The sequence below is a fragment of the Micromonospora sp. CPCC 206061 genome (genome assembly GCF_036906915.1).
Taxonomy (GTDB): Bacteria; Actinomycetota; Actinomycetes; order Mycobacteriales; family Micromonosporaceae; genus Phytohabitans.
This window is the reverse complement of sequence record NZ_JBAKHX010000126.1, coordinates 1-14,418: the sequence shown is the minus strand read 5'-3', so window position 1 is coordinate 14,418 and position 14,418 is coordinate 1. Positions and strand designations below refer to the sequence as shown.

The following is a 14,418-nucleotide window of genomic DNA, read 5'->3' as shown; positions in this document are numbered from 1 at the left end:
CCCGAAGTCCCGGCTCCGCCGGGACGCTGCCGCACACGTGGCTGGGCCGAGTTTCGTCTCAGGGCAAACGCACGTGCTCTGATCTCAGATCCGCGTGCATTTGCCCTTGATCGATGCGATTGCCCTTGATCGGCGCCCCCGGGTGGGGGCGCCGATCGCTATTACGCTGGGTGAGCGGCGAGCTTGGCGTAGGACTCTTCGCCACATCGGGGAAACCGCGCCCCCAGACCTGCGCCGGCCGGCGCGAAATCCCTCGCGGCCGTCGCCACCGCCATGGGGATGCGGTCGCCTTGACATCCGCTGGCCGCGCGCCGCCCGAGGGCCCGAGCGCGCCTTTGCCGTCGGCATCGTCGTTCCGCGCGTGGGTCACCCGCCGTCGTCGATCAAGGACATCTCTATGGATCAAGGGCAAACGCACGTGAAAGGAGATCGAACCACGTGCGTTTGCCCTTGATCGGCGGCGGGGCAGGGCGCGGCGCGCGGGCGTGCGGACCGTGCGGACCGTGTGGACCGCGTGGCGCGGCCGGGGGACGCGCCGGTGGGGTGGGTCAGTGCCAGCCCAGGGCCGTGAGGACGCGGCGGATTTCGCGGGCGACGCTGCTGAAGTCGCGGTGTGCTTGCGGGCTGGTCACGGTGAGCACGGTCCAGCCGGCGGAGATGAGCCGCCCGCGTCGTTTCCGGTGCACCACGTCCAGATCCCGGGCCTCGCGCGGCTCGTACTCGATGGCCAGCTTGTACCTCGGCCAGGACAACCTTGGGCGGACCACCCGGCCGTTGGGCAGCTCGACCGGGTACCGCACGAGCGGGCGGGGCAGGCCGGCGATGATCAGCCCGATCCGCAGGTGCGATTCGGCGGCTGATCCGGACAGCCCGTCGGACAGGTCGAACACCCGCCGTACGCGGCTGGTCCAGGGCTTGCTGAGGTGCTGGGTGGCGAAGTCGGTCAGCTCGTCGCGGGTGGTGGCGCGGAGTGCGAGCAGGCTGTCGACGATCGCCACCGCCGTACCCAGCTCCAGCCAGACCGCGCAGTCCCACGCGGTGCGGGGCCCGCTCGTGGCGTGGAGGCCGGAGGCGAGGGTCTTCTCCTCGGGGGTGAGGGCGAGGGCGTGGCTGTGCAGGCCCCGTCGGTGCGCCACCCGTATGTTGGGCGGCACGATCACGTGGACGTCGTCGGTGTACGTCGCGGCGTGGGGCACGCCGTGCAGGTGTGCCGCGGACGGGCCGGCGAACACCACCGGCGCCGGCAGCCGCAGGGCGTACGCCCGGCAGAGGAGCGTGTGGTCGCGTTTCAGCCGCGCGTCGGCGTAGATGTCGTGGCACAGGTGCACCCACGCCGAGTTGCGCAGCTGGTGCTCGGACAGCAGGCCGTCACGCACGGCGTCGCTGCCGCGGAAGACGCGCCACTCCAAGGTCTCGGGTCGGCTCGGTACAACTGGCATGGTGGCGAGCCTCGCAACGCCGGACCACCCGGCACAGGACCTGTGGACGACGCTGTCCCCCATGATCCCCACAGCCTGTGGACAACGCGGCGGACACCGCCGCCCGCCGCTACCATGGCCGCCCTCTCAGTGGAGCGCCACGGCCACCTCGTCGGCTGCCGCGCGCACCAGCGGCCCCACGGTCGCCACGTCGAGCGCGCTCATGGCGACCACGCCGACGCTCGCCTCCAGCCCTTCGACGCCCAGGACCGGGGCGGCGACCCCGTGGGCACCGGGCTGCAACTCGCCGCTCGTCGCCACCGGTGCGGCCACGCCCCGCCGCCCGGCGAGGATGGCTCGGCCGGCGGCGCCACGATCCAGCGGGTGCCGGGAGCCGGCCCGGTACGCCACGTGAAAGGCGGTCCAGCTCGGCTCGACCACGGCGACCGCGACCGCCTCCGTACCCTCTGCGACCGTGAGGTGGGCGGTCGCTCCGATCCGCTCGGCCAGGCCCCGCAGGGTGGGCAGGGCCGCGTCGGCGAGCAGCGGCTGAGCCCGGCGAGCGAGGTGCAGCACCCCGGCGCCCAGCCGCAGCCGCCCTCGGCTGTCGCGTCGCACCATGCCGTGCTCGGCCAGCGCCCCGACCAGCCGGTACACCACCGCGCGCCCGACGCCGAGCCGAGCCGCGGCTTCGGTGACGGTCAAGCCGCCAGGAGCGTCGGCCACGAGGTGCAGCAGCCGTAGCCCTCGATCGAGGGTCTGCGCTGTCTCGGCTGGCCGGCCATTCTCCGTCACGCCGACAGCGTACGAGCGATCGCTTGTCTTAAGTCTTCATGAAAGACCTTTTCATCAATGAACCTTTGCCGGAACCTGCTGAATGCGTCTGTCGGGAGGTAGCAGGTGGGGGAGAAAGGCACACGGCGCCGGCGTGTGCTGCTGGGGGCAGCAGTTGTCGCCGTCGTAGCGGCCGTGGGGGCGGCCGGCACCATCGCGTTCGCTGACGCGTCCTTCAGCACGGATTTCGCTGGTGGCAGCGCCAGTGGCTGGTCCAAGTCGGGGGGCTCGTGGGCGGTCGCCTCCGACGGCGGCAACAACGTATACCGACAGTCCAAAGTGGATAGTGATGTCGCGCGGGTCTTCGCGGGAGACAAGGACCTCACCGCGTACGCGGTGCAGGCCAGGGTCAAGCCCACCAACTTCAGCCGGTCAGGGGGCTTCGCGGGCATCGGCGCCCGCGCGCAGAGCGCCAGCAGCCTGTACCGGTTGGTGCTGACGGGCGCCGGGAAGGTCGAGCTTCAGACGCTCAAGAGCGGCGCGCTCCAGGTGCTGTCGAGCGCGACGGTGCCGGTGACGCCCGGCGCCTGGTACACCCTCAAGATCGAGGTTTCCGGCACCACCGTGCGCGGGTCCGTCGACGGCAAGGCGCTGCTGTCCGGCAGCAGCACGCTCCTCCCGTCCGGGCAGATCGGCCTGACCACCGGCCACGCCACGGCCGACTTCGACGACATCGCGGTATCCGAGATCGGTGCGCTCCCGGCGCCGGCCGCGACGAGCCCCTCACCCTCCTCTCCGGCGACCGCCGCGCCAACCACAGCCGCTCCTGCGGCGGGAACCTGGCCCAAGTCCTCCGGCGAGAAGAAGGTCAGCGCCCCGATCAGCGTGCCGGTCAGCGGCCTCGACGGCGGCATGAAGCGGTACTACGGCATCGGCGACGGCGGCCAGGGCGAGAGCCAGGACCCGATGTTCGAGCTGGCCGACGGCGCCGTTCTCGAAAACGTGATCATCGGCGCTCCGGCGGGCGACGGCGTCCACTGCTCCGGCTCCTGCACGCTGAAGAACGTCTGGTGGGAAGACGTGGGCGAAGACGCGGCCACCTTCAAGGGCAGCCCTTCGGCGAAGTACCTCGTCGATGGCGGCGGCGCCCGCTCGGCGTCCGACAAGGTCTTCCAGCACAACGGCGGTGGCACGCTCACCGTCCGCAACTTCCAGGCCAAAGACTTCGGCAAGCTGTACCGGTCGTGCGGCAACTGCGGCACCCAGCAGAAGCGTGCGGTGGTGTTCCAGGACATCACGGTCACCGCGCCCGCCAAGACGCTGGCCGGCATCAACACCAACTACGGTGACACCGCGCGGTTCTCGGGCATCTCGATCGTGGGCGACAGCGCCAACAAGATCGTGATCTGCGAGAAGTACCAGGGCGTCACGAGCGGCGAGCCCACGAAGATCGGCAGCGGCGCGGACGGCGCCAACTGCGTTTATTCGACAGCCGACATCGCGTACCGATGACAGCGCCCTGGTAGGCGGACAGCTACCCTTGCAAGGTGACGCTGCGCTTGTATGACACCGCGACCAGATCGGTGCGGGACTTTGTCCCGCGGGAGGCCGGCCGGGTTGCGATCTACCTGTGTGGTCTCACCGTGCAGTCCGAGCCGCACATTGGCCACCTTCGCTCCGGCGTCAACTACGACGTGTTACGCCGGTGGCTGCTCCGTGCCGGCAACGAGGTGACGTTCATCCGAAACATCACCGACATCGACGACAAGGTGCTCGCCAAGTCGATCGAGTACGAGCGGCCGTTCTGGTCGATCGCGTACGCCAACGAGCTGGTGCTCAGCGCGGCCTACCGGTCGCTCAACGTGCTCCCTCCGACGTACGAGCCGCGCGCCACCGGGCACATCCCCGAGATGCACGAGCTGATCAAGGTGCTGATCGACAAGGGGCACGCCTATGCGGCGCAGGACGGCTCCGGCGACGTGTACTTCGACGTGCGGTCGTTCCCCGAGTACGGCGCGCTCTCCGGGCAGAAGCCCGACGCGATGCAGGCGCCCGACGACGGTCCCGTGCGGGCCAAGCGAAGCCCCAACGACTTCGCGCTGTGGAAGGGCGAAAAGGACGGCGAGCCGGTCGACGCATCCTGGCCGTCGCCGTGGGGCCGCGGCCGGCCCGGCTGGCACATCGAGTGCTCGGCGATGTGCTGGCGATACCTGGGTGCCGAGTTCGACATCCACGGCGGCGGGCTCGACCTGACGTTCCCGCACCACGAAAACGAGATCGCCCAGTCGCGCGCGGCCGGCCTGCCGTTCGCCCGGTACTGGGTGCACCACGCGCTGCTCAACCTTGGCGAGGCCAAGATGAGCAAGTCGCTGGGCAACGTCATCGACCTCGACCACGTGGCCGCCCTGGGCGTTCGCCCCGCCGAGCTGCGCTACTACCTGGTCGAGCCGCACTACCGCAGCCGCATCGACTACTCCGACGAGACCCTGCACGAAAAGGCGGTGGCCTACCGCCGGATCGAGGGCTTCGTGCAGCGAGCCGTCGAGCGGGTCGGCGTGGTGCGGCCCGGTGAGCCGAGCGCGGAGTTCGTGGCCGCGCTCGACGACGACCTCAACACGTCGGCCGCGATGGCGGCCGTCCGCGAGTTGGTTCGCGAGGGCAACACCGCGCTCGCCAGCGGCGACGACGACGGCGTACGCGGTGCGCTGGCGGGCGTGCGGGCGATGCTCGACGTCGTGGGGCTCGACCCGCTCGATCCCGCCTGGAGCGGTGGCGAGCAGAAGGGCGACCTGCGCGGCGTGGTCGACGCGCTGGTGGCACTGGCGCTGGACCAGCGGGCGCAGGCCCGCACTAGGAAGGACTGGGCAGCCGCCGACGCGGTGCGCGACCAGCTCAAGCACGCCGGCATCAATGTCGAAGACACGCCGGCCGGACCACGATGGACGGTTGACGATGCCCGGTAATTCCCAGCGGCGAAACCGGCGGGTCACGCCGAAGAAGGGCGCCGCGGGCGGCTCCGGCGGAAAAAACCGGGCCAGCCTCGCGGGCAAGGGCCGCACCCTACCCGCCGACGAGCGCCCGTGGCACAAGGGGTACTCGGGCACGGAGCAGCTGCCCAACCGCACCGCCTGGAAGCAGCAGAAGGAGCGGAAGGCGGCGGCTGCCGAGGGGCGCACCCCCAAGATCGGTAAGCCGGGCACCAAGGACACCACGTGGGGCCGGGGCGGCACCGGCAAAAAGGCGACGAAGCCCGCCAAGGGCAGCGGCCGGTCCGGGCCCAGGGTCGCGCCCGGCCGCAAGTCGGCGACGCCCAGGGACGCCCCGGAGCTGCTCGTCGGGCGCAACCCGGTGGTGGAGGCGCTCCGCGCGCGGGTACCGGCGACCGCGCTCTACATCGCGCACGGCATCGACATCGACGACCGGATCAACGAGCTCGTCCGCAGCGCCGCCGACCGGGGCATCCCGATCCTGGAGATCAGCCGGGCGGAGCTCGACCGGATGACCGGCGGGGTGCTGCACCAGGGCGTGGGGCTGCAGGTGCCGCCGTTCGCGTACGAGCCGTTCGAGGATCTGATCGCGGCCTCCACCGAGCACGCGGCGCCGCTGCTGGTGGCGCTCGACGGGGTGACCGACCCGCGCAACCTGGGTGCGGTGATCCGGTCGGCGGCGGCGTTCGGCGCGCAGGGTGTCTTCCTGCCCGAGCGGCGGGCCGCGGGCATCACCGCCACCGCCTGGCGCACGAGCGCTGGCGCGGCGGCGCGGCTGCCGGTGTCGCAGGTCACCAACCTGACCCGCGCCCTCAAGGCGTGCCAGCAGGCCGGATTCGTGGTGGTGGGCCTCGACGCCGACGGCGAGACCGACGTGTACAACCTCGAGGCGGCCGTGGGGCCCCTGGTGATCGTGGTGGGATCGGAGGGGCGCGGCCTGTCCCGCCTCGTCGGCGAGACCTGTGATTTGCGGGCCAGTATCCCGATGGCGTCGACCGTCGAATCCCTGAACGCCAGCGTCGCCGCCGCCGTGACCTTGGCCGAGGTCACACGCCGCCGGAGCGCCGCCTGACACCAGGCAATACGATGCCGACCGGGTAACCCCTCACCCCTGCTCGGAGGACCGGTCGGATGGCACAGGAGGACGGCGCCTACGCCCTGGGCGTGGATCTTGGCACCTCCAACACGGTCGCGGTGCTGCGCTGGCCCGACAGCCGCACCCGGCCGCTCCTGTTCGACGGCCAGCCGATCACGCCGTCAGCCGTCTATCTCGACGACGTGGGCAGGCTGCACGCCGGTCGAGACGCTCAGCGGCTCGGCCAGGCCGACCCGGCCCGCTACGAGCCGAACCCGAAGCGGCACGTCGACGACGCCGGCGTCCTGCTCGGTGGCCGGGAGATCCCGACGGCCGATTTGCTAGCGGCGGTCCTGAGCAGCGTTGGCCGCACGGCCGTCGAGGCGGTGGGCTTCCTGCCGCCAGCCGTGCTGACCTATCCGGCCTCGTGGGGTGCCCGGCGCAGGGACGTGCTGGCAACCGCCGTGGCCCGCGCCGGCTGGCCGCCGGTCGGCACTGACAACGGCGGCACCCGGATGGCGCCGGAGCCGGTCGCGGCGGCACGGTACTTCGCCGACGTGCTGCGCCGTCCGGTACCCGTCGGTGCCGCGATCGCCGTCTTCGACTTCGGCGGCGGCACCCTCGACATCGCGGTGGTCCGAAACGAGGCGGTGGATCAGGACGGGCGTGCGACGTTCGTGGTGGTCGGCTCGGGCGGGCTCGCCGAGCTGGGCGGCCTCGACCTCGACGCGGCGCTGGTAGACCACCTCGGTCGGCTGCTCGCCGGAGCCCACCCGGCGGCATGGCAGGCCCTCACCGCACCGACCACCGCCGTCCAGTGGCGGCACCGCCGGCAGTTCTGGGACGACGTGCGCGGCGCGAAGGAGATGCTCTCCCGCACGACCACGGCTCCCGTCGCGGTTCCCGGCGTCGACCAGGCCGTCCACCTCACCCGCGACGAGCTGGAGCGGCTCGTCGCGCCGCTGCTGCGGCGGAGCGTCTACGAGGCCGGCGCCGTGATCGGCAACTGCGGCCTGCGTCCCGACCAGCTCGCCGGGCTGTTCCTGGTCGGCGGGTCGTCGCGGGTGCCCCTGGTCGCCCGGATGCTGCACGCCGAGCTGGGCATCGCGCCGACGGTGCTGGAGCAGCCCGAACTGCCTGTCGCCGAGGGTGCGCTGACCGAGCTCGTCGCCCCGGTGCCCGCGGTGGGGGTGCCAGGTGCGACGGCTCCCACGAGTGCGGTACCGGTGTCGCCAGCGGAACCGACGGTGCAGATGTCGGCGGCCCACGATGCCGGGCGTGGACCGGCGCGGGCGCTGCGCAAGCGGCCGGTGCTCTGGCTGGCTGCGGCGGTCCTGGCCCTCGCGGGCGTCGTCACCGCCACGGTGGTCTTCCTCACGAGCGGCGGGTACGACAAGATCGCGTTCGAGCCGGTCAGCGAGCTGTACTCGATACCCGTGGGCAAGGGCGAGACCCCCTACTACGCCTACACCGGGTTCGTGGGCGACCATGCGTATCTCGCGTACGAGCGCGAGGACAAGCGGCTGGAGATCGTCGCCGTGGACCCGCCGGGCAAGAAGGAGCGGTGGCGCAAGCAGACGTCGAGCCTGTCGGAGCGGTGGGCCGGCATCACCGTCCTGCCGGACGTGGTCGTGGCGTACGAGGACCGCAGCTCCAACTCCGAGTTCCGGAACATGATCGTCTTTGATGCCGACTCGGGCGACGAGCTGTGGAACCGCCTGATCCGGGGCGACGACCGCGCGATCTTCGCCAAGGGCGTGATGGTGCTGGTCAACAAGGGCGAAGACCGGCTGCTCGGGCTCGACCTGCGCACTGGGACGACGAGGTGGGAGCACGAGAATCCCAAGGACGGGTACGGGGACGGCGACGACGCGGTGTACCAGGCGCTCACCGTCGCCGACGTGTCCGGCCCATCCGACGTGCGCGGCACCCCGTTCGCCCAGCGGCTCGACGACGACCAGCGCATCGTGCAGATCGGTGCGGACCGGTCGGCGCGGGTGATCGACGCGGTGAACGGCGACGTGCTCAAGACCCGGCCGAATGTGGCCGATCCGGACGACCAGATAGTGGTCTACAACGGGCAGATGATCGTTGCCTCAGTGGACGAGAGCTACCGCCTGTCCGGGTACGACCTGGACAGTTTGGGCGAGCCCAACAACCTGTACACGTCACCCGACAAGGAGCGTGACCTGAACCTTCTCGCCATGTGTGGCGAGAAGCGCCTGTGCCTGCTCGACACCGCCGGCAGCGACGGGACGACCACCGAGGTGGTGGCGGTCGACCTGGAAGAGGGCGGCCGGCTATGGCACAAGTCGGCACCGCAGGCCGAGCTGCTGATCCACTTCGGCGATCAGGTCGCCGCCCGCACCATCACCGGCGACTACCGGACCCTCGTCTTCGCCGACGACGGCACCGAACTGGTAAACCGGGAAGGCGCCATCGCCCGCGTGGACGGCGGCAACATGATCTTCCTGGAGTCGTCCAGCGACTCGGTTGGCGACTACAGCGTGGCCGGGCTGCACACCGACGCGAAAAGGCCGATCGAGATGGGGCAGCTCAACGACGTGCGGTCGTGGAGCTGCTCCTGGAACAACCGGTACATGGTCTGCGCCCGGCAGGACGACTTCTCGGTGAGCCAGTTCGCCCAGGAGTGAGCCCCAGAGCGAAGCGAGGGCATCAAACACAGGTAGGGGTCACGTCGCCAACGCGGCGTTCGCCTGCCGGATCAGGTCTTCAGCCGCCTGCCGCGGGGTCGCCTTGCCGTTCTGCACGCTCTCAGCCGCCGCTACCAGCAGCGCCCGCACCTTGACATGTCCCTTGGGTGGCGGTGCCGGTGCCGGGCCGAACCTCGGCGTAATGGAGTCCTCGAACTCGATGGTTGCGCGGGTGGTCGCGTCGCTCAGCGACTGGCTCACGACCTTGCGCACCTCGGTGTTGGGGCTCAGGCCGCGCTCGGTGCCGAGGATCTTGCCGGCCTCCGCGTCGTTGACGAGGAAGTCGATGACGTCGACCGCGACGTCGGCATGCCGGCTGCCGCGGAACACCGACCAGTACATCGAGGCGCGCGCCCACTGACCCTTCGGGTTTCCCGGGTACGCGACGAGGGCGAGCTGGTCCTTGGTGGCCCGCTGGAGTTCGGGAAGCTGGTTGGACCACATGAACGAGGTGGCGGCCTTGCCGGTGGCGACGGCCTGCTTGGTGACGTCGCCGCCGTTGGCCTCCTTGATGACACTCAGCGGCGGCGCGGAGCCGGTGTCGCGCGCGGTCTTCCAGATCTCGTACCAGGTGGCCAGGTCGCTCGCCGTGAACCCGAGTTCCCGACCGGCGTACAGCTCCTTGCCCTGCGCGCGCAGCCACAGCCACAGCGCCTTGTAGTCGGCGGACGGGTCCATCGTGCCGGCGACCTTGCCGTCGGTGCGCTCGGTGATGTCTCTGGCCCACGCGACAAGTTCCACATAGGACATGCCGATCTTGGGCTCTGCCACGCCCAGCCTCTGGAGCAGGGTCTTGTTGTAGACCATCGCCGGCGTGTTCTCGGCGCTCGCGACACCCACCGTCCTGCCGCCCACCTGGCCGTACTTGGCGAGGCTGTCGGGCAGCTTGGACAGGTCGAGCACGCCGCTGTCGACGTACGGGTTGAGGTCGAGCGTGACGTTCCGCTCGGCGTACTCGGTGAGGTAGTTGTCGTCGATCTGGAACAGGTCGGGCGCGTCCGGGCCGGCTGCCTGGGTGGCCAGGTTGTCGTAGTACCCCTGGTTGCTCTGCCAGTGCGTCTTGAACGTGATGTCGGGGTGGCGCTGCGTGTACAGCTTGAGCGCCTGCTCGGTCACCTCGGCCCGCTTGTCACCGCCCCACCAGTAGACGTTGAGCTCGACCTTTCCGTCGCCGCTCGCTGCCGGATCCGCGTCGTCGCGGCACGCGGCGCCGCCGAGCAACACCGCGAGAGCGGTCACAACCCCGATAGTCAGACGCACGCAACCGACCTTAGGCGGACGCCGCCGCTTACGCGAGATCCCTTCGCGCCACCCTTGATCGTTGAGACATCGTCTTGATCGACGAAGGGGTGGTCGCGGGTTACGTCAGGCGACGAGTAGCGGCGTGGAGGGCAAAGATGGCGTAGCCGGTCAGGATCGGGACCAGCACCGGGATGACCATCAGGGCCAGCGCGATCACCAGGCCGATGACGCCGGCGCAGGCCAGTACCGTGGCCGGGCGGCGCTGGGCGGTCTGGGCGGCGGCGCGAGCGGCGGCCCGCCAGCCTGCGCCACCGCGGCGGCCCACCTCGACGACGGCGATGCCGGCGTATCCGGCAGCGGCGACGATCAACAGGATCGTCGCCGCGGCGAGGGGTGCGCCGCCGGGCACCACGCCGCGGGCGATGGCCGACAGGTTGAGCGTTAGCAGGCCGGACACGACCAGGGCCACCAGCGTCGCCGGGATGCCGGGCAGCAGGCCGCGCACGTACCGGCGCAGGGTGATCCGGAACCCGGGCCACTGCTCGTCGGCGGCCCAGTCGTGCACGGCCGCGCTGGCGGTGGCGACCGCCGCGCCGGCGGTCACCACCCCGAGCGAACCGACCGTGGTCAGGATGCCGAGCAGCGCGAGGTCGCTCGCGTTGCGCACCGTGTCGAGCCACCCGCCCCCACCACGACGAGGTATCTCATCCTCAGGCGCGGCTCGACCTGCTTGCTCAACCACGCGATCAGCCACCTTCGGCATTCCGATTCACCCCTTGAGGCCGCTGGTGTTGATTCCTTCGACCAGCAACCGCTGGAACGCCACGAAGAACAGGAACACCGGCAGCAGCGACAACACCGACATCGCGAACATCGGCCCGATCGCGCTCTGGCCCGTGGAGTCGATGAACAGCGTCATCGCCACCGGGATCGTGTAGTCCGACAGGTCCGACAGGTAGACCAGCTGGCGGAAGAACTCGTTCCAGGTCCAGATGAACGAGAAGATCGCCGTGGTCACCAGCGCCGGGCGGCTGAGTGGCAGCATCACGTACCGGAAGATGCCGAACGGGCTCGCACCGTCGATCTTGGCGGCCTCGTCGAGCTCGCGCGGGATGCCCCGCATGAACTGCACCATCAGGAAGACGAAGAACGCCTCGGTCGCGAGGAACTGCGGCACCAGCAGCGGGAGATACGGCCACTCGCCGCCCACCCAGCCGAACTGCTTGAACAGGATGTACTGCGGGATCGTCAGCACGTGCTGCGGCAGCAGCAAGGTGCCGATCATGACGGCGAACCAGAAGCCGCGCAGCGGGAATCGCAGCCGCGCGAAGGCGTACGCGGCGACCAGGCAGGAGGCCGCGTTACCGATGACGGTCAGCAGCGCCACCATCGTGCTGTTCAGGAAGAACCGCGAGAAGCTGACGTCGAAGTGGCTCCAGCCGTCGGTGTAGTTGCCCGGCGTGAATTCGCGGGGCAGTACACCGGTGTTGCTCACGATCTCGGTCTGACCCTTGAACGAGGTGCCGACCATCCAGATCAGCGGGTACAGCACGATCGCGAGGATGAGGAGGAGGATCGCGGTGCGCACCACCCCGCGGGCAAGGCCGGGGCGGCGGCGGGAGACCGCCGGAGTCGAAGCGACCATCAGCGATCATCTCCATCCGAGTAGTGCACCCAGAACCGGCCGGTGGAGAAGAACACCGCGGTGATGATGCCGATTGCCAAAAGGAACACCCACGCCATGGCGGACGCGTAGCCCATCTCGTATTCCCGCCAGCCCTTGAGGTAGAGGTTCAGCGTGTACATCAGCGTCGAGTCGACCGGCCCGCCGGTGCCGTCGCTGAGTACGAACGCGGCGGTGAAGCCCTGGAAGCCGTTGATGGTTTCCAGCACGAGGTTGAAGAAGATGACCGGCGACAGCATCGGCAGCGTCACGCTCATGAACTGCCGGAACCGGCCGGCGCCGTCGACCGACGCCGCCTCGTACAGCTCCGTCGGCACCTGCTTCAGGCCCGCCAGGAAAATGACCATTGGCGCGCCGAACTGCCAGATGGCGAGCACCATCAGGGTCTCCAGCGCCCAACTCGGGTCGTTGACCCAGGGCTTACCCTCGATGCCGAAGATCCGCAGGAAGCCGTTGAACGCGCCTTCCCGGTTGAACATGTTGACCCAGACGATCGCCAGGGCAACGCTGCCGCCGATGAGCGATGGCAGGTAGAAAAGGCCGCGGAAAAGGCCGACGCCGCGCCAGGCCTTGTTGAGCAGCAGCGCGACGCCGAGTGCGGCGGCGAGCTTCAGAGGTACCGCGATCAGCGCGAACGACACGGTCACGGTGACCGAGCGCCAGTACGACGGATCGCTGGTGAACATCCGCTTGTAGTTCGCCAACCCGACCCACTCAGCCTCGCCCAGCGGGCTGAGGACGTCGTAGTTGGTGAAGCTGAGGTACAGCGACAGGAGCATCGGTATCGCCGTGATGCCCATCAATCCAATGAGCCATGGCGACAGGAAGATGTACCCTGCCAGACCTTCGCGCTGCGGGCCGCGCCGGGGCCTCCGCCGTTTGGCGGAAGCCCCGGTGGCCTGGCTCGCGCGTACCGACGGCGTGTTTGCCGTGGTCAACGCCACGAGCTTTCTCCCTTCAGATCCTCTAGCCGAGTCAGCGCCGCTAACCCAGCTTCGGCTGGACGACCGCGATCAGGTCAGCCGCGGCCTTCTCCGGCGTCGCCCGTCCGAACTGGACGTTCTCCGCCGCCTTCACGAGCTCGGACCGGAATGTGCTGTGGCCCTTCGGCGGCACCTGGGGCGCCTTGCCGAACTTGCTCGCCAGGTCGTTCTCGACCTGGATGGACAGTTTCATCGCCGGGTCGGTGACCGTCTCGGCGAACTTGGTCCGCAGCTCCGTGTTGGACGGCAGGCCACGGTCGGTGCCCAGAGCGGTGACCGCCGCCTCGTCGTTGACAAGGAAGTTGATGACGTCGACTGCGACGTCCTTCTTGTCGCTGTTGTTCGCGACGTTCCAGTACATTGCCGCGCGGGCCCACTGGGCGCTCGGGTCGCCGGGGTACGCGATGACGCCCAGCTCGTCCTTGGTGCTCTTCTTCAGCTCGGGCATCTGGTTGGCCCAGACCCACGAGGTGGCGGCCTTGCCGGTCACGACGAGCTGCTTGGAGATGTCGGTGACGTTGCCCTCGTGGATGATGTCCGCCGTGGGGGTCGCCTTCCTGTCGCGAGCGCCCTTCCACAGGGTGAACCACTTGGCCACGTCGTCGGCCGTGAAGCCGAGCTGCTTGCCGTTGTAGAGGTCCTTGCCCTGCTGGCGCAGCCACACCCAGAACGCCTTGTAGTCGGCGCTCGGGTCCATGGTGCCGGGCACCTTGGTCTTCGCGGTGACCTGTGCGGCCCAGTCGATGAACGCCTCCCAGGTCATGCCCGTGGTGGGCTCGGGGAGGCCGTTCGAGGTGAGCAGCGTCTTGTTGTACACGAGACCCTGGGTGTTCTCACCTGCCGCGATGCCGACCAGCTTGCCGTCGACCGTGCCGTACTCGACGAGGCTGGGCGGGAACTTGCTGAGGTCGAGCTTGTTGCCCTTGTATTCGGTCAGGTCAGCGGTGACGTTGCGGGTGGCGAAGTCCGCCAGCATGTTGTCGTCGGTGGCGAACAGGTCCGGCACGTCACCGGACGCGGCCAGCGTGGCCAGCTTGTCAGCGTAGCCCTGGTTGGCCTGCCACGTGATCTTGAAGCTGACGTTGGGGTTCTTCGCCTTGTACGCGTCGAGCGCCTTCTGGGTCAGCTCGGCGCGCTTCTCGCTGCCCCAGTAGAAGACGGACAGCTCGACCGACTTGTTGGCATCAGTGTTGCTGCCTTCGTTGTCGTCGCCACCGCATGCGGCGGCGCCGAAGGTGAGGGGTAGCGCCATCGCTACCGCGGCAATGCCGCGGAGCAGCCGGCGCCTGGAGTTGCCTGTGGCGGGGTGCATTTCCGTGCTCACTCCTTGTCCTCGCAGATGACTGCGCCGGGCGCTGGGCCCGTCGAGTCGCGGACGACCAGTTCGGTTTGGAGCGTTACCTGTGCTGTGGTGCGGCGGTCGTCGGTGGCCGTGCGGAGGCCACCGCGGCCAATACGGCCGGACGTGGAACCGTCGTGCTGGAGCAGCATGTCGACGGCGGCTCGTCCGGCGGCTGGGGTGGGGTTGGCGACGGTGGTGA

The 14,418-nt window shown here is 69.6% G+C and carries 11 protein-coding genes and 1 pseudogene; 4 read left to right on the top strand and 8 right to left on the bottom strand.

Translation table 11 applies throughout. The features are described from left to right. Positions 1-548: 548 nt before the first annotated feature. Together V6V89_RS39060 and V6V89_RS39055 are read right to left on the bottom strand one after the other, a co-directional pair. Positions 549-1,439 (bottom strand): hypothetical protein, encoded by an 891-nt coding sequence (locus V6V89_RS39060; RefSeq protein WP_334624723.1) that lies wholly within the window; start codon positions 1,437-1,439, stop codon positions 549-551. Positions 1,440-1,565: 126 nt separating this feature from the next. Next, the gene (locus tag V6V89_RS39055; RefSeq protein ID WP_334624722.1) at positions 1,566-2,213 is read right to left on the bottom strand and encodes an IclR family transcriptional regulator; all 648 of its coding nucleotides are present in this window, start codon (positions 2,211-2,213) and stop codon (positions 1,566-1,568) included. 105 nt (positions 2,214-2,318) lie between these two features. Here V6V89_RS39055 and V6V89_RS39050 point away from each other — a divergent pair, with 105 nt between their 5' ends. The 4 genes from V6V89_RS39050 to V6V89_RS39035 are packed head-to-tail and all read left to right on the top strand — an operon-like array spanning position 2,319 to position 8,908. Continuing rightward, positions 2,319-3,704, top strand: a complete 1,386-nt coding sequence (locus V6V89_RS39050; RefSeq protein WP_334624721.1) for a pectate lyase — start codon at positions 2,319-2,321, stop codon at positions 3,702-3,704. 35 nt (positions 3,705-3,739) lie between these two features. Continuing rightward, on the top strand, positions 3,740-5,155 hold the full coding sequence (gene cysS, locus V6V89_RS39045) for a cysteine--tRNA ligase (RefSeq protein ID WP_334624720.1): 1,416 nt from the start codon (positions 3,740-3,742) through the stop codon (positions 5,153-5,155). Further along, complete coding sequence (rlmB, locus tag V6V89_RS39040; protein ID WP_334624719.1) at positions 5,145-6,251, top strand: 23S rRNA (guanosine(2251)-2'-O)-methyltransferase RlmB; 1,107 nt, start codon at positions 5,145-5,147, stop codon at positions 6,249-6,251. Before cysS ends, rlmB begins: the two co-directional genes overlap by 11 nt. A 59-nt stretch (positions 6,252-6,310) precedes the next feature. Beyond that, complete coding sequence (locus V6V89_RS39035) at positions 6,311-8,908, top strand: Hsp70 family protein (protein WP_334624718.1); 2,598 nt, start codon at positions 6,311-6,313, stop codon at positions 8,906-8,908. A gap of 39 nt (positions 8,909-8,947) precedes the next feature. Here the strand turns inward: V6V89_RS39035 and V6V89_RS39030 are convergent, their stop codons facing one another. The 6 genes and pseudogenes from V6V89_RS39030 to V6V89_RS39005 all read right to left on the bottom strand — a co-directional run. Continuing rightward, positions 8,948-10,228, bottom strand: a complete 1,281-nt coding sequence (locus V6V89_RS39030; RefSeq protein ID WP_334624717.1) for an ABC transporter substrate-binding protein — start codon at positions 10,226-10,228, stop codon at positions 8,948-8,950. Between the two features lie 100 nt (positions 10,229-10,328). Next, entirely contained in the window at positions 10,329-10,952 is a 624-nt protein-coding gene (locus tag V6V89_RS39025) for a hypothetical protein (RefSeq protein WP_334624716.1), read from the bottom strand. Positions 10,953-10,979: 27 nt separating this feature from the next. Beyond that, positions 10,980-11,855 carry a carbohydrate ABC transporter permease gene (locus V6V89_RS39020; RefSeq protein WP_334624715.1) on the bottom strand — a complete coding sequence of 292 codons (876 nt, stop codon included), beginning with the start codon at positions 11,853-11,855 and terminating at the stop codon, positions 10,980-10,982. Next, complete coding sequence (locus tag V6V89_RS39015; RefSeq protein ID WP_442935305.1) at positions 11,855-12,838, bottom strand: carbohydrate ABC transporter permease; 984 nt, start codon at positions 12,836-12,838, stop codon at positions 11,855-11,857. The genes V6V89_RS39020 and V6V89_RS39015 overlap by 1 nt, the downstream gene beginning before the upstream one ends. Positions 12,839-12,878: 40 nt before the next feature. Then, on the bottom strand, positions 12,879-14,189 hold the full coding sequence (locus V6V89_RS39010) for an ABC transporter substrate-binding protein (protein ID WP_334624714.1): 1,311 nt from the start codon (positions 14,187-14,189) through the stop codon (positions 12,879-12,881). 8 nt (positions 14,190-14,197) lie between these two features. Continuing rightward, positions 14,198-14,418, bottom strand: a pseudogene (locus V6V89_RS39005) (LacI family transcriptional regulator); the annotation flags it as partial.

What these genes read in the sequence shown, in the direction of transcription:
- V6V89_RS39060 (WP_334624723.1), bottom strand. Translation starts at nt 1,439, where the DNA reads ATGCCAGTTGTACCGAGCCGACCCGAGACCTTGGAGTGGCGCGTCTTC.
- V6V89_RS39010 (WP_334624714.1), bottom strand. Translation starts at nt 14,189, where the DNA reads ATGCACCCCGCCACAGGCAACTCCAGGCGCCGGCTGCTCCGCGGCATT.
- rlmB (WP_334624719.1), top strand. Translation starts at nt 5,145, where the DNA reads ATGCCCGGTAATTCCCAGCGGCGAAACCGGCGGGTCACGCCGAAGAAG.
- V6V89_RS39035 (WP_334624718.1), top strand. Translation starts at nt 6,311, where the DNA reads ATGGCACAGGAGGACGGCGCCTACGCCCTGGGCGTGGATCTTGGCACC.
- V6V89_RS39020 (WP_334624715.1), bottom strand. Translation starts at nt 11,855, where the DNA reads ATGGTCGCTTCGACTCCGGCGGTCTCCCGCCGCCGCCCCGGCCTTGCC.